Source organism: Bradyrhizobium sp. USDA 4541, assembly GCF_024171085.1.
Taxonomy (GTDB): Bacteria; Pseudomonadota; Alphaproteobacteria; order Rhizobiales; family Xanthobacteraceae; genus Bradyrhizobium; species Bradyrhizobium australafricanum.
The window spans coordinates 8,121,106-8,147,340 of record NZ_JALJZF010000001.1 but is presented as its reverse complement, the minus strand read 5'-3'; the positions used below and the strand labels follow the sequence as shown (position 1 = coordinate 8,147,340).

Annotated in this window: 21 protein-coding genes; 12 read left to right on the top strand and 9 right to left on the bottom strand. The window is 64.8% G+C overall.

Going from position 1 to position 26,235, the window contains the following annotated elements:
• Positions 1-5 precede the first annotated feature (5 nt).
• The 4 genes from phnL to J2R80_RS38995 are packed head-to-tail and all read left to right on the top strand — an operon-like array spanning position 6 to position 3,096.
• Positions 6-704 carry a phosphonate C-P lyase system protein PhnL gene (gene phnL, locus J2R80_RS39010; protein WP_057015437.1) on the top strand — a complete coding sequence of 233 codons (699 nt, stop codon included), beginning with the start codon at positions 6-8 and terminating at the stop codon, positions 702-704.
• 13 nt (positions 705-717) lie between these two features.
• Positions 718-1,872, top strand: a complete 1,155-nt coding sequence (locus tag J2R80_RS39005) for an alpha-D-ribose 1-methylphosphonate 5-triphosphate diphosphatase (protein ID WP_076829001.1) — start codon at positions 718-720, stop codon at positions 1,870-1,872.
• Complete coding sequence (gene phnN, locus J2R80_RS39000) at positions 1,869-2,462, top strand: phosphonate metabolism protein/1,5-bisphosphokinase (PRPP-forming) PhnN (RefSeq protein ID WP_057015435.1); 594 nt, start codon at positions 1,869-1,871, stop codon at positions 2,460-2,462. Before J2R80_RS39005 ends, phnN begins: the two co-directional genes overlap by 4 nt.
• A 22-nt stretch (positions 2,463-2,484) precedes the next feature.
• A complete protein-coding gene (locus J2R80_RS38995; RefSeq protein WP_057015434.1) occupies positions 2,485-3,096 on the top strand; it encodes a pyridoxamine 5'-phosphate oxidase family protein in 612 nt (203 codons plus the stop codon).
• Between the two features lie 135 nt (positions 3,097-3,231).
• On the opposite strand, the gene J2R80_RS38990 is transcribed toward J2R80_RS38995, so the two are convergent.
• Both J2R80_RS38990 and J2R80_RS38985 read right to left on the bottom strand, forming a co-directional pair.
• Positions 3,232-4,959: a SulP family inorganic anion transporter gene (locus J2R80_RS38990; RefSeq protein ID WP_141341809.1), complete on the bottom strand. Its 1,728-nt coding sequence runs from the start codon at positions 4,957-4,959 to the stop codon at positions 3,232-3,234.
• Positions 4,960-5,028: 69 nt separating this feature from the next.
• On the bottom strand, positions 5,029-5,628 hold the full coding sequence (locus tag J2R80_RS38985; RefSeq protein ID WP_076828997.1) for a TetR/AcrR family transcriptional regulator: 600 nt from the start codon (positions 5,626-5,628) through the stop codon (positions 5,029-5,031).
• A 202-nt stretch (positions 5,629-5,830) separates the two neighbouring features.
• On the opposite strand from J2R80_RS38985, the gene J2R80_RS38980 reads away from it, so the two are divergent.
• Together J2R80_RS38980 and J2R80_RS38975 are read left to right on the top strand one after the other, a co-directional pair.
• Positions 5,831-7,075: an efflux RND transporter periplasmic adaptor subunit gene (locus J2R80_RS38980; RefSeq protein WP_141341806.1), complete on the top strand. Its 1,245-nt coding sequence runs from the start codon at positions 5,831-5,833 to the stop codon at positions 7,073-7,075.
• A 23-nt stretch (positions 7,076-7,098) separates the two neighbouring features.
• The gene (locus J2R80_RS38975) at positions 7,099-10,281 is read left to right on the top strand and encodes an efflux RND transporter permease subunit (protein WP_057015430.1); all 3,183 of its coding nucleotides are present in this window, start codon (positions 7,099-7,101) and stop codon (positions 10,279-10,281) included.
• Positions 10,282-10,418: 137 nt separating this feature from the next.
• Here the strand turns inward: J2R80_RS38975 and J2R80_RS38970 are convergent, their stop codons facing one another.
• The 4 genes from J2R80_RS38970 to J2R80_RS38955 all read right to left on the bottom strand — a co-directional run bounded on the left by J2R80_RS38970 (position 10,419) and on the right by J2R80_RS38955 (position 13,208).
• Complete coding sequence (locus J2R80_RS38970) at positions 10,419-10,637, bottom strand: hypothetical protein (RefSeq protein WP_057015429.1); 219 nt, start codon at positions 10,635-10,637, stop codon at positions 10,419-10,421.
• 216 nt (positions 10,638-10,853) lie between these two features.
• Complete coding sequence (locus tag J2R80_RS38965) at positions 10,854-11,654, bottom strand: SDR family NAD(P)-dependent oxidoreductase (protein ID WP_253640459.1); 801 nt, start codon at positions 11,652-11,654, stop codon at positions 10,854-10,856.
• A 1-nt stretch (position 11,655) separates the two neighbouring features.
• Positions 11,656-12,210, bottom strand: coding sequence for a carboxymuconolactone decarboxylase family protein (locus J2R80_RS38960; RefSeq protein ID WP_057015427.1), 555 nt, complete (start codon positions 12,208-12,210; stop codon positions 11,656-11,658).
• A gap of 47 nt (positions 12,211-12,257) precedes the next feature.
• A complete protein-coding gene (locus tag J2R80_RS38955; protein ID WP_253640458.1) occupies positions 12,258-13,208 on the bottom strand; it encodes a hypothetical protein in 951 nt (316 codons plus the stop codon).
• A gap of 234 nt (positions 13,209-13,442) precedes the next feature.
• On the opposite strand from J2R80_RS38955, the gene J2R80_RS38950 reads away from it, so the two are divergent.
• From J2R80_RS38950 to J2R80_RS38935, 4 genes are all read left to right on the top strand, one after another.
• Entirely contained in the window at positions 13,443-16,916 is a 3,474-nt protein-coding gene (locus tag J2R80_RS38950; RefSeq protein WP_253640457.1) for an indolepyruvate ferredoxin oxidoreductase family protein, read from the top strand.
• Between the two features lie 125 nt (positions 16,917-17,041).
• A complete protein-coding gene (locus J2R80_RS38945) occupies positions 17,042-17,473 on the top strand; it encodes a hypothetical protein (protein ID WP_253640456.1) in 432 nt (143 codons plus the stop codon).
• Between the two features lie 314 nt (positions 17,474-17,787).
• On the top strand, positions 17,788-19,368 hold the full coding sequence (locus J2R80_RS38940) for an alkaline phosphatase (protein WP_253640455.1): 1,581 nt from the start codon (positions 17,788-17,790) through the stop codon (positions 19,366-19,368).
• A gap of 166 nt (positions 19,369-19,534) precedes the next feature.
• Complete coding sequence (locus tag J2R80_RS38935) at positions 19,535-20,353, top strand: aldo/keto reductase (protein ID WP_253640454.1); 819 nt, start codon at positions 19,535-19,537, stop codon at positions 20,351-20,353.
• 69 nt (positions 20,354-20,422) lie between these two features.
• Here the strand turns inward: J2R80_RS38935 and J2R80_RS38930 are convergent, their stop codons facing one another.
• Positions 20,423-20,653, bottom strand: coding sequence for a hypothetical protein (locus J2R80_RS38930; RefSeq protein WP_050387960.1), 231 nt, complete (start codon positions 20,651-20,653; stop codon positions 20,423-20,425).
• Positions 20,654-20,885: 232 nt separating this feature from the next.
• On the opposite strand from J2R80_RS38930, the gene J2R80_RS38925 reads away from it, so the two are divergent.
• A complete protein-coding gene (locus J2R80_RS38925; RefSeq protein WP_225645592.1) occupies positions 20,886-22,166 on the top strand; it encodes an amidohydrolase family protein in 1,281 nt (426 codons plus the stop codon).
• A gap of 246 nt (positions 22,167-22,412) precedes the next feature.
• Here J2R80_RS38925 and J2R80_RS38920 read toward each other — a convergent pair whose 3' ends face one another.
• Positions 22,413-23,651: a PLP-dependent aminotransferase family protein gene (locus J2R80_RS38920; protein ID WP_168857204.1), complete on the bottom strand. Its 1,239-nt coding sequence runs from the start codon at positions 23,649-23,651 to the stop codon at positions 22,413-22,415.
• A 60-nt stretch (positions 23,652-23,711) separates the two neighbouring features.
• Complete coding sequence (locus J2R80_RS38915; protein WP_375162624.1) at positions 23,712-24,254, bottom strand: DUF3124 domain-containing protein; 543 nt, start codon at positions 24,252-24,254, stop codon at positions 23,712-23,714.
• A gap of 59 nt (positions 24,255-24,313) precedes the next feature.
• On the opposite strand from J2R80_RS38915, the gene J2R80_RS38910 reads away from it, so the two are divergent.
• Entirely contained in the window at positions 24,314-26,047 is a 1,734-nt protein-coding gene (locus J2R80_RS38910; protein WP_253640453.1) for a cation:proton antiporter, read from the top strand.
• The last annotated feature ends 188 nt before the right edge of the window (positions 26,048-26,235 follow it).

Sequence of the window (26,235 nt, the reverse complement as noted above, 5' to 3'; positions counted from 1 at the left end):
TGCCAATGACCGCGATGATCGAACTTGCCAACGCCGAGAAGACCTTCACCATGCATCTGCAGGGCGGCGTCGAACTGCCGGTGGTGCGCGGCGTCTCGTTCCACGCCGATCCGGGTGAGTGCGTGGTGCTGTCGGGCCCGTCGGGCGCCGGAAAATCCTCCATCCTGAAGATGATCTTCGGCAACTATCGCTGCGACAGCGGCCGGATCGGCATCCGCCATCACGGCATGGTTGTCGACCTTGCCACCGCCGAGCCGCGCCAGGTGCTGAGCATCCGCCGCTCGACCATCGGCTATGTCAGCCAGTTCCTGCGCGCCGTGCCGCGGGTGGCGACGATCGACGTCGTCGCCGAGCCTTTGATCGTCAACGGCGTGGCGCGCGAGGAGGCCCGCGCGCGCGCCGGCCAGCTGCTGCGCCGGCTCAACATTCCGGAGCGGCTGTGGACCTTGCCGCCCTCGACCTTCTCCGGCGGCGAGCAGCAGCGCGTCAACATCGCGCGCGGCTTCATCTCGGACCTGCCGATCCTGCTGCTGGACGAGCCGACCGCTTCGCTCGATGCGGCGAATCGCGCCGTGGTGGTCGAGCTGATCGCGGAGAAGAAAACCAAGGGCGTCGCGATGGTCGCCATTGTCCATGACGACGAAATCCGTCATCTGATTGCCGACCGCATCGTCGATGTGACCTCGTTCGCGGCTGCTGCCTGAAGGACCGTTTGAAATGACCGCCAAGCAAGACACCATCATCGGCAACGCCCGGCTGGTCCTCGCCGATCGCGTGATCGAGCAGGGCTGGGTCGCGATTGCTGATGGCAAGATCGCCGAGTTCGACGAGGGCAGGGCGCCCGAGGCCGCCGAGGATGCCGGCGGCGATCTCCTGATGCCCGGGCTGATCGAGCTGCACACCGACCATCTCGAGATGCACTATGTGCCGCGGCCGAAGGTGTTCTGGAATCCGGTCGCGGCCGTGATATCCTATGACGGGCAGCTCGCGACCTCAGGCATCACCACGGTGCTGGATTCGCTGCGGGTCTGGCGCGAGGACGGCGCCGAGGATGTCGACGGCCGCGCCGGCGTGCTGGCGGCGGCGATCGCGGCGGCGCGCGAGGAGAATCTGCTGCGCGCCGATCACTTCCTACATCTGCGCTGCGAGGTCCCGATGCCGGACGTGGTCGCCGAGGCCAAGGAGCTGATCGACCGGCCGGACGTGCGGCTGATGTCGCTGATGGACCACACGCCGGGCCAGCGCCAGTTCCGCGACGAGGTCAAGCTGCGCGACTACTATCGCGGCAAGGGCGGCGGCATGACCGACGCCCAGCTCGACGTGCTGTTCGCACGGCGCTTCGCCTATCAGAAGGAATATGCGGTGGCGAACACCCGCGCGATCGTCGCGCTGGCGCATGAATACCGGATCCCGCTGGCGAGCCATGACGACACCACGGATGAGAACGTGGTCGACGCCGTCAACGACAAGGTCGCGGTGGCAGAGTTCCCGACCACGATGGAAGCCGCGCGAGGCTTGCACGCCGCCGGCATCGACATCCTGATGGGCGCGCCGAATGTGGTGCGCGGCGGCTCGCACTCCGGCAACATCGCGGCCGTCGATCTCGCCAATGAGGGCATGCTCGATATCCTGTCGTCGGACTACATCCCGTCCAGCCTTTTGATGGCGGCGCTGCAGCTGCCGCGGCATGTGCCGGCGATCGATCTCGCTTCCGCCGTGCGCACCGTGACCAAGACGCCGGCCGAAGCGGTCGGGCTCACCGACCGCGGCGAGATCGCGGTCGGCCGGCGCGCCGACCTGATCCGCGTGCACGTTGCGCGCGATCTGCCTGTCGTGCGCAGCGTCTGGCGCGAGGGAGGGAGGGTCGCATGACCGATGCATCCGTCGTCGCCGATCGGCGCGCCGGAATCGGTCCCGGCCGGCTGATCCTGGTGGTCGGCCCGAGCGGCGCCGGCAAGGATACGCTGCTGGGGTTCGCCAAGGCGGCCTGTGGCGATGATCGCGATGTCGTGTTTCCGCGCCGGCTGATCACCCGCCAGGCCTCGGCGTCGGAGGACAATGAGGAGGTCAGCGCGGAGAGCTTCCAGCGCGCGGTAGCCGCCGGCGACTACGCCATGCACTGGGAAGCGCACGGCCATCGCTACGCGCTGTCGCGGTCGATCAACGACGATATCGGCGCCGGGCGCACCGTGATCGCGAACGTCTCGCGCACCGTGATCGCCGCGGCGCGCCGCAACTATGCCAATGCTGTCGTGGTGCTGGTCACGGCGCCGCCGGATGTGCTGGCCGCGCGGCTCGCGATGCGGGCGCGCAGCAGCGACGGCCTTCTCGAGCGGCGGCTGGCCCGCACCGTCGACGAGGGCACGTCGACGCCCGATTTCACCATCGTCAATTCCGGCACCGCCGACTATCATGCGCGACAGCTTGTCCGCATCATCAAGGGCGAACGCTGGGACGACTAGCAACCATAGGAGAACGGCACGAATGTCGGTGATCGAAACGGTCGAGCAGCTTGAGGCGATCTACGGCTTCCCGAACGACGCGTCGACCGTGAAGGTCGCCGATCACGTGACGCCGCTCTATCGTGTGCTCATCGAGAAGTCGCCGTTCGTGTCGCTTGCGACCGCAGGCCCCGAAGGGCTCGATTGCTCGCCGCGCGGCGACCTGCCGGGCTTCGTGCGCATCCATGATGCGAAGACGCTGATGATGCCGGATCGCCGCGGCAACAATCGCTGCGATTCGCTGCGCAACATCGTTCGCGATCCTCGCGTCGGCTTGCTGTTCCTGATTCCGGGCTCAGGCAGCACGCTGCGCGTCAACGGCCGCGCTTATGTCACGGCCGAGCCGGAGCTGCTCGCCTCCTTCATGATGGAAGGCAAGGCACCGCGCACGGTGATCGTGATGCATGTGGAGGAGATCTATTTCCAGTGTGCGCGCGCGATCGTGCGCTCCGATCTCTGGAATCCGGACAAGCGGGTCGATCCGAAGGTCTTGCCGACGCCGGGCCAGATCCTCGCCGAGATGAGCGAGCACACGGTCGGCGGCGAAAAATACGATCGGGAATGGCCGGAGCGCGCGCGACAGACGATGTGGTGATGCGCCCGGACGGCTGGGAAGCATGATCCGGAAAAGTGCGAAGCGGTTTTCCCTGCGACAAACGCGAAGCGTTTGCGCGGAGATCATGCTCAAACAAAAGCGCTATAGCGCGCTGACGATTGAACCCATCGCGCTTTAGGCCTCGGCGACGCGGTCTTCCCAGTCCTCCCAGGTCACGTCAGCATTGATCTCGAGGTAGCGCGCAACGGCGACGCCGATGGTCGGGAAGAAGTTGTTTTCGCCAAGTTGCGCCAGCAGGCCAAATTTCTTCAGCTTGTCCTTGACGGGATCCTTGAGCTCGGCAAAGCACAGCTCGATCTTCTGTGCATGCAATGCCTCGTCGAGCTCGGCGAGAATGTCGCCGGCGGTCACGTCCACGCTGGTGACCGGCTCGGCCGTGACCACCAGCCAGCGCACCGGCGTCGGGGATTTCGCCACGGCATCCAGCGCGCGTTCCTTGAAGAACTCGGCATTGGCAAAGAACAGCGGCGCATCCCACCGGAACAGCACCAAGCCGGGGATCTGGCGCGCGTCCGGGTATCGCGTGATGTCGTGATAGCCCTTCACGCCGGAGGCGCGGCCCAGCACGGCGGAATGCGGCCGCCAGCCGTCCCACAGGAATTCGACGATCGCGAGCACGATGGCGAGGCCTATTCCGGGGATCACGCCCAGCACGGCCACGCCGACAAAGCAGACCATCGATAGCCAAAACTCCCACTGCTGAATGCGGTAGATTCGCCTGAGGTCGCCGATCTCAAACAGGCCGAGCGCAGCGGCGATGACGACGGCCGCCAATGCTGCGTTGGGCAAGTGCTGCAGCAAATTCGGCGCTATCAGCAGCAGGAAGGCGATGGCCAGCGCGCCGATGACGCTGGTCAATTGCGTGCGCGCTCCGGCAGCTTCCGCAACGGGCGTTCGCGATCCGCTGCTGCTGATCGGAAAACCCTGAAAGAAGCCGGCCGCCAGATTGGCCGCGCCGAGCCCCACCATCTCCTGGTTGGGATCAACGCGATCGCCCAATCGTCCTGCATAGGCGCGCGACAGGACGCTGGTATCGGCGAACGACACCAGCGCGACGGCGCAGCCGCCGATCAGCACCTGCACGATGTCGCCATAGCCGATCCGGGGAATGGCAAATCCCGGCAAGCCCTGGGGAAGCGAACCCAGGACCGTCACGCCGAAGCGGGCCCCGAGATCGAGAACCCCGGTGACGACCGTCGCGGCGACGACGGCAATGAGAATGCCGGGCAACCGCTTGTTCCGGGCTAGCAGCAGGATCACCGCCAGCGTCGCAAGGCCGATCCCGAGGGTCGCCCAATTCGTCTTTCCGTCGACGATTGCTCCGATGACCGCCCAGAGGCTGCGCAGAGGTCCATCACCTTCAATGGAAAAGCCGAACAGCTTTGGCAGCTGGCTGATCAGCACGGTCAGGGCAATGCCGTTCATGTAGCCGTAGCGGATCGGCTTGGAGAGAAGCTCGGTCAGGAATCCCAGCCGCGCGATACCCGCGACGATGCATATCGTCCCGGAGACCACCGCCATCATGGCGGCCAGGGTTGCCGCACGCATCGGATCGCCGCCAGACAGCGGAGCGACGACGCCGAGGATGATGGCCGCAAGCGCCGAGTCCGGCCCAAGGACAAGGATGCGGCTCGGCCCGAACAGCGCGTAGACGAGCAGCGGGATGATCGTCGCATAGAGCCCGTAGATGCCGGGCAGGCCGGACGCCTCCGCATAGGCGATGCCGACCGGGACCAGCATGGTCGCGAGCACCAGCCCGGCGACGATGTCGTGTGGGAGCCACGCCGCTTGATATCGACGCAGCGTGGTGAGACCCGGCAGCCAGCCGGTCCAATGCTTCATCGCCGGTCACTCCCAACGTCGTTGGGGCCGCAGGCGCTTGACGTGAACCGCTCTACCCCTTCAACCGCTTTAACCCTTCGCCTGCTCATCAAACGCCTTCAGCGACACCGCTGCAATCTCGCGCAGCGCGTTGCGGTCGGCGCCCGAGGAAGCCATCACGCACATGCCTGATGTCACCGCGGAGAGATAGCGGGCAAGGGTGGCCGGATCGGCGCTTTCGCCCAGGTCGCGTTCGGCCTTCGCGCGGACAAAACGCTCGTGCAATTGGTCCTCCGTTCGGGTGCGGCGCGCTGCCAGTTCAAATGGAACATTCTCCGAGCCGGTGCCGCAGGCAAGGCCGCCCTGCACCAGCAGGCAGCCGGGCGGGTTGGCGGGATCGGTCTGGGCGTCCGCGTGCTCCATCAGAAATCGTTCGGCCACCTCTCGGGCGGTGGCGGCGCCCAAAACCTTTTCCATCCAGGCGTCGCGCTTCTCGGTGTAGCGGTCGAGCGCGGCCTTCAGCAGACCCTCCTTGCTGCCAAAGGCGGCGTAGAGGCTCGGCGGATTGATGCTCATCGCCTCGGTGAGCTGCGCGATCGTCGCGCCCTCGTAACCATGGCGCCAGAACACATCCATGGCCTGGTCCAAAGCGGCGTCCGCGTCGAAAGCGCGGGGGCGTCCCATTCCCATTTTTCGTTGCTCCGTAAGCCGGGTGCCGTTTCTATGACGGATGGTCCCTGGCTTATCCTCTTGTTGCACGTGATGTTTTTCCGCGACTTCCCATTTCCCCATGAATGAGATAAGAAATTCATAGTGCTTGATACATAAGTATCTTGCGAACCGGCGTCCAGCTCCACATCTGTAGCGAACACTACAGATGTGGAGCGCGTGAATGCCCTCGTCAATCCAAAATCCCCGTTCCGGCCGCTTCCGACGTGTCGTCGGCGGTATCGTGATCCTTGGCGCCCTCGCGGTGGCCGGTTCGATCGCGACCGGCCACTATTTCCATGCCGCACAGGCGACCGCGACTGCCGCGGCCCCCGAGCCGGCGGTCCCGGTCACCGTTGCCGTAATCCAGCCGCGGCCGACCACGCTGTTCGATGACTTCTCGGGCCGGCTCGAAGCCGTCGACCGGGTTCAGCTCCGGCCGCGGGTGGCGGGCGCGATCCTTTCGACCAACTTCACCGAGGGCGCGCTGGTGAAGTCCGGCGACATCCTGTTCAAGATCGACCCCGCGCCCTACGCCGCCGAGGTCGATCGCGCCCAGGCGCAGCTCGAGGCCGCCAAGGCCCGCGTCGTGTTCACCACGAGCGAAGTCGAGCGCGGCGCGCAGCTGGTTGGCAACAACATCGTGACCAAGCGCGATTTCGACCAGCGCGACAACGCCAACCGCGAGGCAGTCGCTAACGTCAAGGCCGCCGAGGCCGCGCTGCAGACGGCCAAACTCAATCTCGACTACACCGAGGTGCGGGCGCCGGTCGACGGCCGGGTCGGCAGGATCGAGGTCACCGTCGGCAATCTCGTCGCCGCCGGCACCTCGTCACCGGTCCTGACCTCGCTGGTCTCGGTCAATCCGATCTATGCGAGCTTCGATGCCGATGAGGAAGTGGTGCTGCGCGCGCTGAACTCGATCGCGGATGCCTCCGGCAAGCGCGGCAATCTCGACCAGATTCCGGTCGACATGGTGACGTCGGGCGGCCTCAGCGCCAAGGGGCACATCCAGCTCATCGACAACCAGGTCAACGGGCAGAGCGGCACCATCCGAGTCCGCGCCGTGTTCAAGAACGATGACGGCCGATTGATCCCGGGGCAATTCGCCCGTGTGCGCATGGGCCAGCCCAAGCAGCAGACGCTAGTGCTGATCGACGAGCGCGCCGTCGGCACCGACCAGGACAAGAAGTTCGTGATGCTTGTCGGCGACGACAGCCGCGCCGTCTATCGTTCCATCACGCTTGGCGGCTCGGTCGATGGCCTGCGGATCGTCACCGCCGGCCTGAAATCCGGCGACCGCATCGTCGTCAACGGCCTGCAGCGCGTGCGTCCCGGCGCACTCCTGAAGATGGAAGTCGCCGAAATGGGCGCGCGCGGCATGCAGCAGGCATCCACTGAAACCAACCAGCACGTCGTGCAGCGCTAGGCGCTGCACGCGGGGGCGGAGCCATGAATCTCTCAAAATTCTTTATCGACCGGCCGATCTTCGCCGGCGTGCTTTCGATCCTGATCTTCCTGGCCGGGCTGATCTCGCTACTGGCGATGCCGATCTCGGAATATCCCGACGTGGTGCCGCCGTCGGTCGTGGTGCGCGCGACCTATCCCGGCGCCAATCCGAAGGTGATCGCCGAGACGGTCGCGACCCCGATCGAGGAGCAGATCAACGGCGTCGAAGGCATGCTCTACATGTCGAGCCAGGCGACCACCGACGGCGCGATGACGCTGACGGTGACGTTCCGGCTCGGCACCGACCCCGACAAGGCGACCCAACTGGTGCAGAATCGCGTGCAGCAGGCCGAGCCGCGCCTGCCGGCTGTGGTGCGGCAGCTCGGCATCATCACCAAGAAGAGCTCGCCCGACCTCACCATGGTCGTGCATCTGCTGTCGCCGAACAACCGCTATGATATGACGTATCTGCGCAACTACGCGGTACTCAACGTCAAGGACCGGCTGGCGCGGATCGACGGCGTCGGCGACGTCCAGCTCTATGGCGCCGGCGACTATTCAATGCGGGTCTGGGTCGATCCGCAGAAAGCCGCCGAGCATTCGCTGACCGCGAGCGACGTCGTACGCGCGATCCAGGCCCAGAACGTCGAGGCTGCCGCCGGTGTGGTCGGCTCCTCGCCCAGCGTCAAGGGCATTGACCTCCAGCTCTCCGTCAACGCCGAGGGACGGCTCTCGACCGAGGAGCAGTTCGGCGACATCGTGGTGAAGACAGGTTCGGCTGGCGAGGTGGTGCGGCTGCGCGACGTCGCGCGGGTCGAGCTCGGCGCCTCCGAATACGGCCTGCGCTCGCTGCTTGACAACAAGCAGGCGGTCGCGATCCCGATCTTCCAGGCGCCGGGGTCGAATGCGCTGGAGATCTCCGACCATGTCCGCGCCACGATGGCCGAGATCAAGAAGAACATGCCGGAAGGCGTATCCTACCAGATCGTCTACGATCCGACGCAATTCGTGCGTTCGTCGATCGAGGCTGTCATCCATACGCTGCTCGAGGCGATCGCGCTTGTCGTGCTGGTGGTGATCCTGTTCCTGCAGACCTGGCGTGCCTCGATCATTCCGCTGATCGCGGTCCCGGTGTCGATCGTCGGCACCTTCGCGGTGATGCATGTGTTCGGCTTCTCAATCAACGCGCTCAGCCTGTTCGGCCTGGTGCTGGCGATCGGCATCGTGGTCGACGATGCCATCGTCGTGGTGGAGAACGTCGAGCGCAACATCGAATCCGGCCTGTCGCCGCGCGATGCCACCAACCAGGCGATGCGCGAAGTGTCCGGCCCGATCATCGCGATCGCGCTGGTCCTGATCGCGGTGTTCGTGCCGCTCGCCTTCATCTCCGGCCTCACCGGACAGTTCTACAAGCAGTTCGCGCTGACGATTGCGATCTCGACCGTGATATCAGCGATCAATTCGTTGACGCTGTCGCCGGCGCTGTCGGCTCTGCTGCTGAAGGGACATCACGAGCCGAAGGACTGGCTGACCCGGATCATGGAAAGGTCGCTCGGCTGGTTCTTCCGCGGCTTCAACAAGGTCTTCACCAAGTCCTCCGAGAACTACGGCCGCACCGTCACCAAGGTGATCTACGGCAAGGCCGTGGTGATCGGCCTCTATGTGCTGCTGATCGGCCTGACCGGCGTGCTGTTCAAGCAGGTGCCGAGCGGCTTCGTGCCGGGCCAGGACAAGCAGTATCTGGTCGGCTTTGCGCGGCTGCCCGATGGCGCGACGCTCGACCGCACCGAGGAAGTGATCCGCAAGATGAGCGACATCGCGCTGACCCAGCCCGGCGTCGAAAGCTCGGTGGCGTTCCCCGGCCTGTCGATCTCCGGCTTCACCAACTCCTCCAACGCCGGCATCGTGTTCTCGACCTTGAAGCCGTTCGACGAGCGCAAGGATCCCTCGCTCAGCGGTCCGGCGATCGCGGCGGCGCTCAACAAGAAATATGCCGGCATCCAGGACGCCTTCATCGCCATGTTCCCGCCGCCGCCGGTCAACGGCCTCGGCACCATCGGCGGCTTCAAGCTGCAGATCGAGGACCGTGCCGGCCTCGGCTATGAAGCACTGAACGACGCGACCAAGGCGTTCATGGCGGCGATGCAGAAGGCGCCGGAAATTGCCGGCGTGTTCTCGAGCTTCCAGGTCAACGTGCCGCAGTTGTTCGCCGATATCGACCGCACCAAGGCACTCCAGCTCGGCGTGCCCGTCACGGAGGTCTTCAACACGCTGCAGATCTATCTCGGCTCCTACTATGTGAACGACTTCAACAAATTCGGCCGCACCTATTCGGTCTATGTGCAGGCCGACGCGCCGTTCCGCGCGCGTGCCGACGACATCAGGCAGCTGAAGGTGCGCTCGTCGTCGGGCGACATGGTGCCGCTGTCGGCCTTGCTGAAGGTCCGCCAGAGCGCGGGGCCGGAACGCGCGATCCGCTACAACGGCTTCCTGTCGTCGGATATCAACGCGGCTGCCGCGCCGGGCTATTCCTCCGGCCAGGCCCAGGAGGCGGCGACGCGGATCGCGGCCGAAGTGCTGCCGCCCGGCTTTGCCTTCGAATGGACCGACCTGACCTATCAGGAGTTCATCGCCGGCAACTCCGGAATCTGGGTGTTTCCGTTGGCGATCCTCTTGGTGTTCCTGGTGCTCGCCGCGCTCTATGAAAGCCTGGCGCTGCCGCTCTCGATCATCATGATCGTGCCGATGGGGCTATTGGCCGCGATGTTCGGGGTCTGGCTGTCGAAGGGCGACAACAACGTCTTCACCCAGATCGGCCTGATCGTGCTGGTCGGATTGTCGGCCAAGAACGCCATCCTGATCGTCGAATTCGCGCGCGAGCTCGAATTCGCCGGGCGGTCACCGATCCGTGCCGCGATCGAGGCGAGTCGCTTAAGGCTGCGACCGATCCTGATGACGTCGATGGCCTTCATCATGGGCGTGCTGCCGCTGGTGCTGTCGACCGGCGCGGGCTCGGAGATGCGGCGCGCGATGGGCGTTGCGGTGTTCTCCGGCATGATCGGCGTCACGGTGTTCGGCCTGTTCCTGACGCCGGTGTTCTACGTGCTGCTGCGCAGCCTCACCGGGATGAAGCCGCTGACGCAGCACGGCGAGACGACCATCCCTGGAAAAGCACACGCGGCATGATGCCGCGTGTGCAGAGCGTTTTCGAGCGAAGTGGATACCGGTTCGCGTGAAGAAAACGCGGCAAGACAAAAAAACGAGAGCTTCAGCTTTGATTCAATCAAAACTGAAGCTCTCGTTCGTGTCAGCTTCGAACGGAATCAGGCTGCGATATCGAGCAGCAATTGTGATGAACCGCGGACCAGCACCTTGCGGCCCGCGGGCGTCAGCTCAAACGAGTCTCCTCGCACCGCAACATAGCCGAGCGTGATCAGGCTCTCGACGGCAAACCGGTTCAGCCGGGTAGGGTTTGCTGCGGGAGCCCGCAGCGCTTTCAGCGCATCCCATTGATCGGGTCTGAGTTCGAATTCTTCGCTCATCGGTCCAGGCACTCCAGAAGTTCTTGGCGTGCGAGATACAGAGCGCAGATGAATTTCGTGCGACCACAACGAGTCAGGATTTCGATTTATGTGGACGCGTCGTCACATCGCCGTGTCATTGGAATACTTCAATTTTTTCGAATCATTGCGGCGCAATAACGCGTGATTTCGTCACAGTGATTAATCCCAAATTGTCACACAGGTTAATCGTCTCGATTAACCGCGCCGCACACTTGCGCCGCCATCGACCGGCAACGTGACGCCGGTCACGAAGTTTGCTTCATCGGAGGCGAGAAACAGCGCGGCATTGGCGACGTCCCAGCCGGTGCCCATCTTGTGACGCAGCGGCACCTTGCTGTCGCGCTCGGCCTCGACCTCGGCGCGGCTCTTCTTGAATTCGCGGGCGCGGGTGTCCACCGCCATCGGCGTGTTCATCAATCCCGGCAGGATCACGTTTGCGCGAATGCCATATTGCGCATTCTGGTAGGCGAGCTGTTCGGTGAAGGCGATCATCGCCGACTTGGTCGCCTTGTAGGCGACGTAGGGATAGGTCGTGATCGCGGCCATCGACGAGATGTTGATGATCGAGCCGCGCTGCTGCGCGCGCATGATCGGGATCACATGCTTGGCGGCGAGGATGCAGCTCTTCAGATTGATCGCCACGCAGCGGTCGAACGCCTCCTCGGTGATATCAAGCAGTTCGGCATCGCCGCCGGAGAGGCTGACGCCGACATTGTTGTGCAGGATGTCGACACTGCCCCAGCGGCCATGTGTGTCCGCCACCATCGCCTTGATGTCAGCATTTTTGGTGACGTCGGCCTTGAAGGCGACTGAAGTCCCGCCCTTGGCCGCGATCAGGTCGACCGTCTCCTGCGCCGAAGCCAGATTGTAATCGACGCACAGCACCCTGGCGCCTTCGCGCGCGAAGGTCAGCGCGGTGGCGCGGCCGTTGCCGATGCCCTCGCCGGGGCTTTGGCCTGCACCGACGACGATGGCGACGCGATCTTGCAGGCGCATCTCACTTCACTCCCTGTAGCGGGTACTGCTGCAGTACCTCCTTGTAGTAAGGTTCGTTGTCGATCTGCATGGTGGCGAGCACCCGCACCACGGCGCAGTAGAATGCGATCGTCAGCACGAGATCGGTCATGTGCTCGTCGGAGAGATGTTGCTTGATCTCGGCGAAGGTCGCCTCCGACATCGCGAGCTCGCGCACCATCTCGCGGGCGCCCTTGAGGATCGCCTTTGCCAGCGGCTCGAGCTTCGACGGCTGGCCACTGGTCTCCGCGATCAGGCCCTTTATATCCTCGTCGGTGACGCCAAACTCCTTGCCGATCTTCACATGGTGGGTGAATTCGTATTCCGACTGCTCGAGCCAGCCGACCTGCAGGATCGCGAGTTCGCGTAAGCGCGGATCGAGCTTGCTCTTGAAGCGGATATAGCCGCCGACGCCGTTGAAGGCGCGCGCCATGTCCGGCGAGTTCACCAGCAGCTTGTGCAGATTGGTGTTGCGCTTGAGCATGTCGCGATATTCGGGGGCGACCTGATCGGCTTCGAGATAGGGCAGGCGGGCCATTGTTGTTGTCCTTGTTTCGGCGGCTTGCGGAAGAGGCGGCTGTTGTTTCAGCCGTAGAGGGCTTTGTGCTCGCTTTCGTAGTTGGCGTAGGAATCCTTCATGCTGGCGCCGTTGAGCAGCATCGTTCCGACCACCGCGTTGTCGGCATCGAACACGGTCGAGCGCACCCACATGCTCTCGGTGCGCTTGCTGCCGGAAAGCGCCACGACCTCGCGCTCGACCCAATAGGTCTCGCCGGGGAAGAGCGGCCCGCGCAGAAGACGAATCTCCTGGTCGGCGAACAGCCCGACGGCGGGGCCGCGGACCGGCAGCCGGTCCTCGCGCGCGCGGTACTGGAACAGCACGCTCAGCATCTCCATCGGGATGATGGCGCGGCCCCAGGGATTGTGCTCCAGCGAATAATAATCCGAAGGCTCGGTGATCACCTTGAGCTTTTCGGCCAGCGAAAATGGATAGAGATCGCCCATGTTCTGGTCGAAATCCATCTTGATCGCCTGCCGCGGCGTCTTCATGCCGACCTTGATGTCGGCGAGGATCACGGGATCGGTCAGCGGCTTCAATTCGCCGAGCCGGCGGCTGAGCGCCGTCTCGCTGCCGTTGCCATCGATCGAGGCGGTGCCGCGCAGGATCTCGGTGCCGTCGCGCCTGACCATCCCGATCGTGCAAACGGTCTGGCCCGGCTTCGGCTTCTCGATCCGGGCCTGCACCTCTTCGCCTTCGAACACCGGGTTGCGGTAATGCGCGGATAGGCAGCCAGTGATGAACCAGGCGCGGCCCCAGATCCGCTCGCACAGCGGCGCGAACTGGCTGAAATGGGTCGGTCCCTCGATCGTGCCGCCGCGAAAGCCGAGCTTCTGCGCGGTTGCATCGTCGTGAATCGAGGCGTGGGAGTCGTAGGTCTGGGCCTGCAGCATCTGCTTCGGGCTGCGCCAGGGACCCACCAGCAGATTGCCGTTCTCCACGATTTCCGTCGTGAATGCGGATTCGACTGTAATCATCCTTGGTCTCCCTTTGCGCGCCACCGTTTCAAAGATGCCGGGGTTCGGCAAGGCCTTGCAGAACGACAAGGCCTCGCAGCGCAACAAGGCCTCGCATGCGCAACATGAGATATGTGCTGCGGCCATGGAACGGGGCTGTTCATGCATAACAAAATCAGTGCATGCTGATGCATGATCATTTCGGAAGATAATCAGACCGGTCCGGACCGGCGTGGCTGACTGACGGGGAAACTGATGGCGTTGATGGAAGTTGGACTGGACGACAAGTACCGGTTGGACACGAAACGAATCTTCCTCTCCGGTACCCAGGCGCTGGTCCGATTGCCCATGTTGCAGCGCGAACGCGACCGCGCGCACGGGCTGAACACCGCCGGTTTCATCTCCGGTTACCGCGGTTCGCCGCTCGGCATGTACGACCACGCGCTGTGGCGGGCGAAATCCTTCCTCAGGGAACATGACATCGCCTTCGTCCCCGGCCTCAACGAGGATCTGGCGGCGACCGCGGTGTGGGGCAGCCAGCAGGTCGGCATGTTCCCCGGCGCCAAGGTCGATGGCGTGTTCGGCATCTGGTACGGCAAGGGCCCAGGCGTCGACCGCTCGCTCGATGCGCTCAAGCACGCCAATTCCGCCGGCACCTCGCCGAACGGCGGCGTGATCGCGCTGGCCGGCGACGACCATGGCTGCCAATCCTCCACCCTGGCGCATCAGAGCGAGCAGGTGTTCGCCTCGGCGCTGATGCCGGTGGTCAATCCGGCGACGCTGCAGGATTATCTCGACCTCGGCATCCTCGGCTTCGCGCTGTCGCGCTATTCCGGCTGCTGGGTCGGCTTCAAGGCGATCTCCGAGACGGTGGAAAGCTCGGCCTCGATCGTCAGCGATCCCGATCGCATCAAGATCATCATGCCCGACGATTTCGAGATGCCGCCGGACGGGCTCTCGATCCGCTGGCCGGATCCGCCGCTCGAAGCCGAGCGCAGGTTGCACGGGCCCAAGATGGAGGCGGTCGCGGCCTTCGCCCGCGTCAACCGCTTCGATCGCATCGTGCTGGATTCGAAGCCGGCGCGGCTCGGCATCATGGCGACCGGCAAGGCCTATCTAGATCTGCGCCAGGCGCTCGCCGATCTCGGCATCACCGATGCCGATGCGCAGGCGCTCGGGCTGCGCATCTACAAGGTGGCGCTGACCTGGCCGCTCGAAGCGCGCGGCGCGCGCGCCTTCGCCGAGGGCCTGCAGGATGTGCTGGTCGTCGAGGAGAAGCGCGGCTTCATCGAGGACCAGCTGGTCCGCATCCTCTACAACATGGACGCCTCCAAGCGTCCCTCGGTGGTCGGCAAGCGCGACGAGAGCGGCGCTCCCTTGCTGCCGAGCGAGGGCGAGCTGACGCCGACCATGGTCGCCGCCGCCGTGGTGGCGCGGCTGCGCCGGCTCGGTCACCGCAGCCCGCTGCTGGAGCAGCGTTTGGCAAAACTCGAGGCGTTCGATCGCCCCGCCGAGGGCACGGGCACCGCGAAGCTGCAGCGCACGCCGTATTTCTGCTCGGGCTGCCCACACAACTCGTCGACCAAGATCCCCGAGGGCAGCCGCGCCATGGCTGGCATCGGCTGCCACGGCATGGCGCTGTCGGTGCCGAACCGCAACACCCAGACCATCTCGCATATGGGCGCGGAGGGCGTGAGCTGGATCGGGCAGGCGCCGTTCACCAGCGAACAGCATGTGTTCCAGAACCTCGGCGACGGCACCTACACCCATTCCGGCTTGCTGGCGCTGCGCGCAGCGGCCGCGGCCGGCGTCAACATCACCTACAAGATCCTCTACAACGATGCGGTTGCGATGACCGGCGGCCAGCCGGCCGAGGGCGGCTTTACGGTGTCGCAGATCGCACACCAGGTCTGGGCGGAGGGCACCAAGCGGCTCGCGATCGTCTCCGACGATCCAGACAAATATCCCGCCAATTATTTCCCGGCCGGCGCTACCATTCATCATCGCCGCGAGCTCGATGCCGTGCAGCGCACCCTGCGCGAGATCGAGGGCCTCACCGTCCTGATCTACGACCAGACCTGCGCCGCCGAGAAGCGCCGTCGCCGCAAGCGCGGGCTGTTCCCCGATCCGGCCAAGCGCGTCTTCATCAATGAGCGCGTCTGCGAGGGTTGCGGCGACTGCTCGGTGGCGTCGAACTGCGTCTCGGTGCAGCCGCTGGAGACCGAACTCGGCCGCAAGCGCCGCATCGACCAGTCGAACTGCAACAAGGATTTCTCCTGCATCGAGGGCTTTTGCCCGAGCTTTGTGATGGTGCAGGACCCCAAGCTGCGCAAGGCGGACCGCGCTGCCGCCGATCCCAAGGCGTTGTTCGCCGACTTGCCGACGCCGCCTGTGGCCGCGTTGAGCAATCCCTACAACATCCTGATCACCGGCATCGGCGGCACCGGTGTGATCACCATCGGCGCGCTGCTCGGCATGGCCGCGCATGTCGAGGGGCTCGCCTGTTCGACGCTCGACTTCACCGGCCTGTCGCAGAAGAACGGCGCCGTGATGAGCCATGTCCGGCTCGCGCCCGCCTCCGACATGCTGACCACGGTGCGCATCGCACCGGGCAATGCCAACCTGATCCTCGGCTGCGACCTCGTCGTCGCCACCAGCGTGCCGGCGCTGAGCCGCGCCGAGCGCGGCGTCACCCGCGCCGTGGTCAACGCCGATCTCTTGCCGACCGCGAGCTTCGTGATCGATCCCGATATCGACTTCGAAGCCAGCTCGATGCGCGATGCGCTAAACGGCGCGGTGACGCCTGGCGACCTCGATATCCTCGATGCCACCGGGCTTGCCACCGCGCTGATGGGCGACAGCATCGCCACCAACGCCTTCATGCTCGGCTTTGCCTTTCAGCGCGGCGCGATCCCGCTGTCGCTGGAAGCGATCCTGAAGGCGATCGAGCTCAACGGCGCCGCCATCGAGATGAACAAGACCGCGTTCTCGTGGGGCCGGCTCGCCGCGCATGATCTGCAACGCGTGGTCAGCGCCGCACGCTTCAAGAGCGCCGGCGCCGCGCCGGCCAAGAAGACGCTTGATGAGGCGATCGCGTTCCGCGCCAAATTCCTCACCGACTATCAGGACGCGGCCTACGCCAGGCGCTATCTCGACGATGTAGCGCGCGTCCGCACCGCCGAGGCGGCGGCCGCGCCGGGCTCGCAGGACCTGACGGAGGCCTTCGCAAAGGGCCTGTTCAAGCTGATGGCCTACAAGGATGAATACGAAGTCGCGCGGCTCTATTCCGACGGCGAGTTCAGCAAGGCCTTGAGGGAACAATTCCAAGGCAATTCCGGCTTGAAGGTCTTGCTGGCGCCGCCGCTGCTGGCCCAGCGCGATCCCGTCACCGGGCGGCTGCAGAAGCGTGAATTCGGTCCGTGGATCTTCACGGCGTTCGGCATGCTCGCAAGGCTGAAGGGCCTGCGCGGCACCGCCTTCGACATCTTCGGCTATACCGCCGAGCGCAAGATGGAGCGCGCATTGCCGGTCGAGTATTCGGCGATGATCCTGCGTCACCTCGACGGCAAGAAGCCGCTCGACTTGCCGCGCCTCGTGGCGCTGGCGAAGGCTGCGGAGCTCGTGCGTGGTTATGGCCACATCAAGGAGGGCAACGTCGCCCGCTACCGCACCGAATGCGCTCGGCTGGAGCGCGCGATCAGCCAGCCGCTGGCGCAGGCGGCGGAGTAAGGCCGGGGAACTTTCCACAGCCGCCCTGGTTGACCGGCAACCCTGCCTGCAAGCGGTGGCTGGATTCGTACGCCCGAGCCCCTACATGATGGCTGTCTGTTCGAGTGATTTCAGGAGGCCGTTTGATGGTCCTGAAAAACGCTTTTGTTGCAACCGTTTGTACCGCGTGCCTGGCTTTGGGCGGCGTGGCGTTGGCTGACGAGCATCGCCCCAGCGAGTTCTTCAGCCTCGATCTTTCACGCGCAGTGTTGTCGCCGAAGCCGCTTGGCCCGGCGGCGCAGTTCGAGCCCGTTCCGGTCGAGGCGAAGACCGACCATGGCCCCGATCAGCATGCGAATGTCGAGCCGCAGGTCGAGGAGCCGAAAGTCGCGCCGAAGAAAGCCGTGCGGACCACCAGGGTGACCGCGCCGCACGAGAAGAAGCGCGCGGAAGCGCGCGTGCCCGCCCGTGCCAAGCTCGCGCGCCGCCACTCGAACCCGCTCGATGCGGAGGCCCGTGACACACGGATCCAGACCTGGCCGTGCCGCACCGGCGGCATCTGCAACTGGCATCGGTGAGGCGGCGCTCTCGCGCCTCTGCTTTCTCGAAGTGCGTCAATCCTTGACCCGTCATCCTGAGGTGCGAGCGAAGCGAGCCTCGAAGGATGGATCGGCCACGGACGGGCCGTTCATCCTTCGAGACGGCCGCTTCGCGACCTCCTCAGGATGACGGGTTTGGTGCTTGAGCGCTCGATATCCGGGGCCGCCGTCCCAGCAGCCGCCCCCGAGTCATCCCGCCGTCGCAAAACCGTCGGCGGAGAGTCAAGAAACCGTAAGGCCGGAGTCAAGGAGCGCAGGCAAAACCTTCGTTGCGATTCGACGAAGGTTATTCGATGCCGACAGCGAACTCCGCGAGGCGGCGAGGCCTCACCCGGCGCCAGCTTCTGGTGCGCTCGGCGTCGACCGCGGCGCTGGCGGGATTCGGCGCGCTGGCAAGACCGTATCTGAGCCGCGCCGCGGATCGGCCCGCGATTGCGGGCATCCAGTCCGGCGACGTGGCAAGCGATTCCGCTGTCATCTGGGCGCGCGCCGATCGCGCCGCGCGGATGCACATCGAATGCGCCGCGGTCGAAAGCTTCGCCAGCATCCTGCGCACCGTGTCCGCCGATGCGCTGCCCGAGCGCGACTTCACCGCCAAGCTGCTGCTCGACGGCCTGCCGCCGGGCCAGGACCTGTTCTATCGCGTGCGCTTCGAGGACCGCGAGGGCACATCAGGCGAAAGCCGGGTCGGCCATTTCCGAACCGCGCCGGCCGACCGGCGTCCCGTCTCGTTCGTCTGGTCCGGCGACGTCGTCGGGCAGGGCTGGGGCATCGACCCCGCGCGCGGCGGCTTGCGCAGCTACCGCACCATGCTGGACGAGCGTCCGGACTTCTTCATCCATTCCGGCGATCACATCTACGCCGATTGCACGGTGCCGTCGGAGCAGAAACTCCCAAACGGTGAGATCTGGCGCAACATCGTCACCGAGGAGAAATCCGTCGTCGCGCAGAGCCTCGATCAGTTTCGCGGCAACTACAAATACAACTGGCTCGACGAGAGTTTCCGCGCCTTCCACGCCGAGGTGCCGATGTTCGCGCAGTGGGACGACCACGAGGTGGCCGACGACTGGTCGCCACTCGGCACCACCGATGCGACCGGCTATGAGGCGGACGGCAGCTCGCGCCTGGTGGCACGGGCACGCCGCGCCTTCCACGAATTCATGCCCATGCGGCTGATGCCGGAGCGCGATGGCCGCGTCTACCGCAAGATTCCCTACGGGCCACTGCTCGACGTCTTCATCATCGACATGCGCTCCTATCGCGATTCCAGCTGGAACAAGCAGGGCGATCCGGACCACGCCTGCATCCTCGGCCAGAGCCAGCTCGCCTGGCTGAAGCGGGAGCTGGCGGCGTCGGATGCTGTCTGGAAGGTGATCGCGGCGGATCTGCCGATCGGCCTCGTCAGCCTCGATGCGGTCGCGCTCGGCGACGGGCCGCCCGCGCGGCGCGAGCACGAGATCGCCGATCTGTTGTCCTTCATGAAGCGCGCCGGGGTCCGCAACACGGTGTGGCTCACCGCCGACATGCACTACACCGCCGCGCATCACTATGATCCGAACCGCGCGGTGTTCCAGGAGTTCGAGCCGTTCTGGGAGTTCGTCTCCGGTCCGCTGCATGCCGGCACCTGGTCGCCGGGCGAGCTCGACAACACCTTTGGCCCGAAGGCGATGTACCAGAAGGGCTGCTCGGCCGAGCAGGGCGACAATCTCGCGCCGTGCTTCGGGCTGCAATTCTTCGGCCGCGTCGACATCGACGGCAAGACCGGCGTGATGACGGTGACGCTGAAGGACGTCGACAACCACGACCTCTGGTCGGTCTATATCGAGCCGCGGCCGGACGCGCGGCCCGGCCAGATCATGGCGCAGCACATCTAGCGCCGTCTCTGATCCGTCGCGACATCTTGATTGCCGGCGTCTTGCCCGAGGGCCCGGTTTGCGGGCAGACTGCGTGTCGGCAGTCCTGCCAATTTCATTCCCACGAAACGATTTGCTGGCGTGACGTCGTCGATGGCATCGGCGTCCCACGCGTCAGGAGCTATCCATGGAAAATCTGCAGACACAGGGCATCAGCCTGCCGCAGCTCGGGCTCGGCACCTTCCGCATGCAGGGCGATACCTGCCGCGCGGCGGTCGAGAGCGCGCTTGGGCTCGGCTATCGGCATATCGACACCGCCGAGATGTACGGCAATGAAGAGGCGATCGGGGCGGCGATCGCTGCCTCGAATGTCGCGCGCAGGGACCTGCACGTGACCACCAAGGTCTGGCACGAGAACCTGGCGCCGGATGCGATCCGGACAGCGTTCGACGCCAGCCTGAAGAAGCTGCGGCTCGATCACGTCGATCTCTATCTGGTGCACTGGCCGTCGCGGAGCATGAAGCTGCCTGCCGTCTTCGAGACGCTGATGAAACTGAAGGAGGAAGGCCGCACTCGTGCGATCGGCGTCGCCAATTTCACCACCGCGCTGCTCAAGACCGTGGTCGAGGACATCAAGGCGCCGATCGCCTGCAACCAGATCGAATATCACGCGATGCTGGACCAGACGCCGGTGCGCAAATATCTCGCCGCGAAATTGATCCCGCTGGTGGCCTATTGTCCGCTCGCCCAGGGCCGCTTCGCCACCGACGAGACGCTGGCGAAAATCGGCAGCAAGCATGATGCGACCGCGGCGCAGGTGGCGCTGAAATGGCTGCTCGATCAGGATGGCGTGGCGGCTATTCCGAAAGCCTCGCGCGCCGAAAGCCAAAAGGCAAATCTCGACGCACTGAAGGTCAAGCTCGACGACGCGGACCGCAAGGCGATTGCCGCGCTGCCCAAGGACATGCGCTGCGTCAATCCGGGGTTTGCGCCGGCGTGGGATTGAGGCCGCTGGCCCTGAGGAAGCAGAAAAGAAAATGGCTCCGTGAGGAGCCATTTTCCGTTGTGTCGGTCCTTAGTAGTGATGACGCTTGATGATCACCGTCCGGTCATGGCCGTGATGCCAGCCATGATGCCAACCGCGATGCCAGCCACGGTCATGGCGCATTTCGGCGCGTGCGCCCCAGCCGCGGTCCCAGTGATGATGACCGCCATGTCTGATCACGACCGTCTCGGCGCTCGCGATCGACGGAACGGCCACCGCAAGCGCACCAACCGCCGCGAGAACAAAGCCAATCTTTTTCATCTCATCCTCCTCAAATAAGTGAAGAGAAAACCGTGCGGAGATTGAAACGTTCCTCAGGAACCAGAGGAGTTTTCTGAACGCTTGTTCAGCAACTGCCTCGAACGCTGCTGCCGTCGCGTGTTGGTGCGCACAACCGATGAGCGAGCGCACGGGCGGCTTTCCCGGCCTTGCCTAACCGCTGCGTCCGACGCATCATCGCGCCATAAAAATCAATGTTCGGGGGGACGTTGCCATGAGCGAATTTTCACGCCGGGATTTTTTGAAAGTGACGGGATCGGCCGCTGCCGCAGCCATCGCGAGGCCGGCCGCTGCGGCGATGGGGCCGGACGACAAGTTCGACCTCGTGATCAAGAACGGCGATGTCATCGATCCCAGCCAGTCGCTGCGCGGCAAGCGCGACATCGGCATCCGCTGGGGCATCATCGAGGCGATCGAAGACGAGATCCCGGCTGCTCGCGCCGCCAGGACCATTGACGCGTCGGGCAAGCTCGTGATGCCGGGTCTGGTCGATCTGCACTGCCACGTCTACCCGTACGGATCGGCGATCGGCATTCCCGCCGACGAGCTGGTGCAATTCCAGGGCACCACGACGGTGGTCTCGGCGGGCGACGCCGGCGTCAACAACCTCGCGGCGCTGCGGCGCTTCATCGTCGCGCAATCGCGGGCGCGGATCTACGCCTTCGTCCACATCGCCAACAACGGCCTGTCGGCATTCCCGGTGGCCGAGCTCTACAACATCGACAACGCCCAGGTCGAAGCCTGCGCGATGGCGCTGGCCGAGAACCCCGACTTCCTGATCGGGGTCAAGGTGCGGATGTCGGAAAACGTCATCTTCAAGCACGGCCTCGAGCCGCTGAAGCGCGGCATCCAGGCCTGCGAGATGTGCGGCTGGCCGGCGCGGATGATGGTACATATCGGCGGCGTCGAGACCAGGGAGCTGATGTCCGACATCCTCGATCTGCTGCGGCCGGGCGATATCCTGACCCACGCCTATTCCGGCGCGCCGAACATGTCCGGCGCTTTCACCAATATCGTCCAGGAGGGCAAGCTGTTGCCGGCGGCGCTCGCGGCCAAGCAGCGCGGCGTGCTGTTCGACGTCGGCCATGGCGGCGGCAGCTTCGATTTCACGGTGGCCGAAGTCGCGATCCCCGCCGGCTGCGCGCCCGATACGATCTCCTCCGACATCCACGTCTTCTCGGGCAACTCGCCCGGCATTCCGTTCCTGCCGAACGTGATGAGCAAGTTCCTGGCGATGGGCTCGTCGCTGGATCAGGTGGTGGCGATGGCGACCTCGGTGCCGGCGCGGATCATCAACCGGACCCCGAAGGTCGGCACGCTGCAGCGTGGCGCGCCCGGCGACGTCGCGATCATGGATCTCGTCGAAGGCCCGGTCTCCTTCGTCGATACCCGCAACAACAAGCGCGACGGCAATCTGCTGCTGAAGCCGGTGCAGACCGTGGTCAACGGCGTGCCGTTCGGCCGGCCCTATCAGGCGCCGTTCTCGGTGAGGTAGGCGCGCAGATCGGTAGAGCATGATGAGATCAGATCGAATGGCGACCGCAAGCGCGCTGCGCTCCCTCGCCCCGTTCTTACGGGGAGAGGGTTGGGGTGAGGGGCTGCCTCCGCATATCCGGTGATAGCTGAGGTTGCGGAGGCTCCCCCTCACCCGGAACGCATCTGACGATGCGTTCCGACCTCTCCCCGCAGGGGCGAGGTGAATCGGAGTCCGCAACTCGCTTCAGCGCAAAGTCATCATGATCTAGCCGCGCTTCTCCACATTGCTGCTGCGCGCCGGCACGCCGAACTCCTTGCGGCACACCTCGGCCAGCGCGGCAACGCCCTCGCGGATCTGCTCGTGCGAGGGGCTGGCGAAGCAGAGGCGGAGCCGGCTGCCGGAATGGGCCTTGCTGGTCGACCATTCCGGTCCCGGATTGATCGAGACGCCGGCGGCAAGCGCCGCCTGATAGAGCTTCAGCGTGTCGACATTGTCGGGCAGCTTGACCCAGAGGAAGATGCCGCCCTTGGGCGCCTCGAATTCGGCCGCGGTGCCGAACTGCTCGTTCAACGCCTCCATCAGCGTATCGAGCTTGGCGCGCAGGCCCTTGGTCAGGCGCGGCACATGGGTCGAAAAATGCGGTGCGCAATATTCCGCGAGCACCATCTGCTCCAGTGCGCCGGAGCCGGCGTCGGTCTTCAGCGGCAGCATTCGCGACATGATCCCCCAGGGCGCGACGATGAAGCCGACCCGTAGCGCAGGCGCGATCGATTTGGAGAACGAGCCGATATGGATCACGCCGCCATGCTTGCTCATCGCATAGATCGCGGGCGGCCGTTCGCCGTTCCAGATCAAATCGGCATAGCAATCGTCCTCGAAGATCGGCACGCCGTATTCCCTTGACAGCTTCAGCATCCCGGCGCGGCGGCTCTCGGGAAGGATCGAGCCGGTCGGGTTCTGCACTGTCGGGATGGTGTAGATGTATTTCGGCGTGATGCCGCGCCGCTTGTGATCGGCGAGTGCCGCAGCCAGCGCATCGATCCTGATGCCCTCGCCATCGAGGGGAATGCCGACCGCATTGACGCCGAGCCGTGTCAGCCGGTTCAGTGAGCCCTGATAGGTTTCCTGCTCGATCAGCACGGTATCGCCCTTGGCGAGCAAGGTGTGATTGACAAGATCGAGCGCCTGCAGCGAGCCGGAGACGATCATGATCTCGTCCGGCGTGCAGGCAATCCCGGCGTCGCGCTTCAGCTTCTCGGTCAGGAACTGGCGCAGCGGCAGATAGCCCTGCGGCCCGTGCGCGAGATTGTAGGTCGCCAGATTCCTGCCCTCGCGCTTCAACACGGCGTTGACCGCCTCCAGCAGCCCGTCGACCGGGACCTGGTCGGGATCGTTGTTGCCGCCGACGAAGCTGTATTTGGCGAGCCCGGTCCAGCGTGCGGCCGGGGCAGGCAGGCCGGCCGCGAGTAGCGGTGTAAAGTCGAACTGGGCTGAGGTGGACATGGACGTTTCGCTCCGTGTTGTTATCGTTGAGAAGGCCGCGGCAAGCGGCCTTCCATGAGGTTAGTTCTTGCCGACCGGCCGGATCGGCCGGCCCTGGCTGATGAAGGCGTAATGCCCTGCGCCGACACTGCCGACCATCAAGGCCTCGACCGCCGGTTCCGCGATCTCGCCGGCGGCCGCCCAATCGACCACGAAATTCGCGCCGGTGCCGCCGCGGGTATCGGTCGTGGCGATCGCGACCTCGACGGTCGCAAACGGTTTTAGCGCGACCGGCGATTTAAGGTAGCTCTCCACCATCTTGCCTGATGTGTCGAAATAGGCGATCCGCTTCAGCACCAGCGGCTTCGTCTCGGAGGCGTTGTGCACGCTGAGCGTCACCGAAAAATCGGCCCTGAGCTTGCCCTGGCTCATCGACACGCTGGAATACACCGGCACGTAGAATGCACCGGAGGCGGTGAGGCCCTCCGATGGCACCGTCGTCAACGAGTTCGCGAAATTTTGTTCAATACTTGCCGAGGATTGTGCTAGCGCCTCTGACATGCGCACGGTGAGCAGGCAGAGCAAAACTGCGAGAAAAATGCCGCCTGCGCGGATGTGACACATTGCTCGGTTGATCCTCACGCCCGGCCCTCTAGGTTGCGGCAACAGGAAGTCTTTGACGCATGCATGAACTGATTCCCGATATCACGCTCTGTATCCTGTTTGCCTGGGGGATTGGGCTGCTCGCCCACTTCTCCCGGCAACCGCTGATACTGGCCTACCTTATCGCCGGCTTTTTCATTGGTCCATTCGGCATGGGCTGGGTCAAGTCCCAGGAATCGATCAGCGTCATCTCCGAGCTCGGCCTGATCTTCATGCTGTTCATGATCGGGCTGGAAATCGACCTCAAGAAGATCATCCGTGCCGGCAAGGTCATCCTGTTCGCGGGAGCCGGCGAGCTGATCGGCGGCTGCCTGATCGGCGTGGCGTTCTTTGCCGCTATCGGGCTTGCGGTCGGCGGCGGCAAGTTCGACGCGATCTATCTCTGCGTCGCCTGCTCGTTGTCGTCGACCGTGATCATCGTCAAGGTGCTCTACGAGAAGCGCGAGCTGGATACGCTGCCGGGCCGCATCACGCTCGGCGTGTTGGTGCTGCAGGACATCTTCGCGATCCTGTTCCTGGCGGTGCAGCCGAGCCTCGACGATCTGCAGATCAGCGTCGTGCTGTTGTCGATTGCCCGCGTCGCGGTGCTGGTCGCGACCGCGCTGGTGCTGAGCCGCTACGTGCTGCCGCGGCTGTTCCACCAGATCGCGCGGCGGCCCGAGCTCGTGCTGCTCGGCGCGCTCGCCTGGTGCTTCCTGATCGGCGAGATCGCCGAGCGGCTGCATCTGTCGCGCGAGATGGGCTCGCTGGTCGCCGGCGTCTCGATCTCGACCTTTCCCTATGCGCTCGACGTCACCGCCAAGGTCACGACGCTGCGGGATTTCTTCATCACGCTGTTCTTTGTCGCGCTCGGCATGACGATCCCGATTCCGGGCCTCTCGGTGATCTGGCTTGCGCTCGTCATCGCGGCCTTCACGGTGGCGAGCCGCCTGATCACGACGTTCACGCCGCTCTATCTGATGAAGCAGGGCCTGCGTGCCAGCCTGCTGCCGGCGATCAACCTGGCGCAGATCTCCGAGTTCTCGCTGGTCGTGATCCAGACCGGCGTCGCCGCCAACCACATCGGAACCGAAACCGCGAGTGCGGCCTCGTTCGCCTTCGTCGTGCTGGCGGTGCTCTCGACCTTCGCGATGGGGCGCAGCGACCAGATCGTGCGCGGCCTGATCGGTCCGTTGAAGCGGATCGGGCTGCGCGACCTCGATCAGGAAGGCCAGGGCCGCGGCGAGGCCGGGCACGAGGGCGGACATGGCGAGATCCGGCGCATCGTCATCCTCGGCTTTTTCCGCGCGGCGAGCGCGCTGATCAGCCAGATCGAGCGGCAGAACCAGTCGCTGCTCGAGCAGATCAGCGTCATCGATTTCAACCCGCTGGTGTTCCGCACGCTGTCCGACCGCGGCATGCATGTGATCTATGGCGACATCAGCAATGTCGACACCCTGGTTCATGCCGGCATCGGCAAGGCCGAGATCATCATCCTGAGCGTGCCGGATTTCCTCTTGGTCGGCGCCGACAATGAGAAGCTGGTGCGCCACGTCCGCGCCCTCAATCCGACCGCGCGGATCGTTGCCACCGCGGACCTGTTGACCGGCGTCGACGACCTCTACAGCGCCGGCGCCGACTACGTGACGGTGACCCGGCTCAGCGACGCCGGCGAGCTCTATTCCGTGATCGAGGCGGCCGACGCCGGTCTGCTCGACGACAAGCGCGCCGAACTGGACGCCCAGCTCAGCGACCGGCGCGAGGTGCTGCCGTAACGCCGGTCTCAAGGCTGTCCATCATCTCTCCCCATCGGGGAGAGGTCGATTTGCGCAGCGGGTGAGAGGCTCGAGTCCCACGAGAGGGCTGAACCCCTCACCCGGATCGCATCGAGCGATGCGATCCGACCTCTCCCTTTGGGAGAGGTGAAATCTCCCCTCCTGGTATCCCTGCCGGATGCATGGCG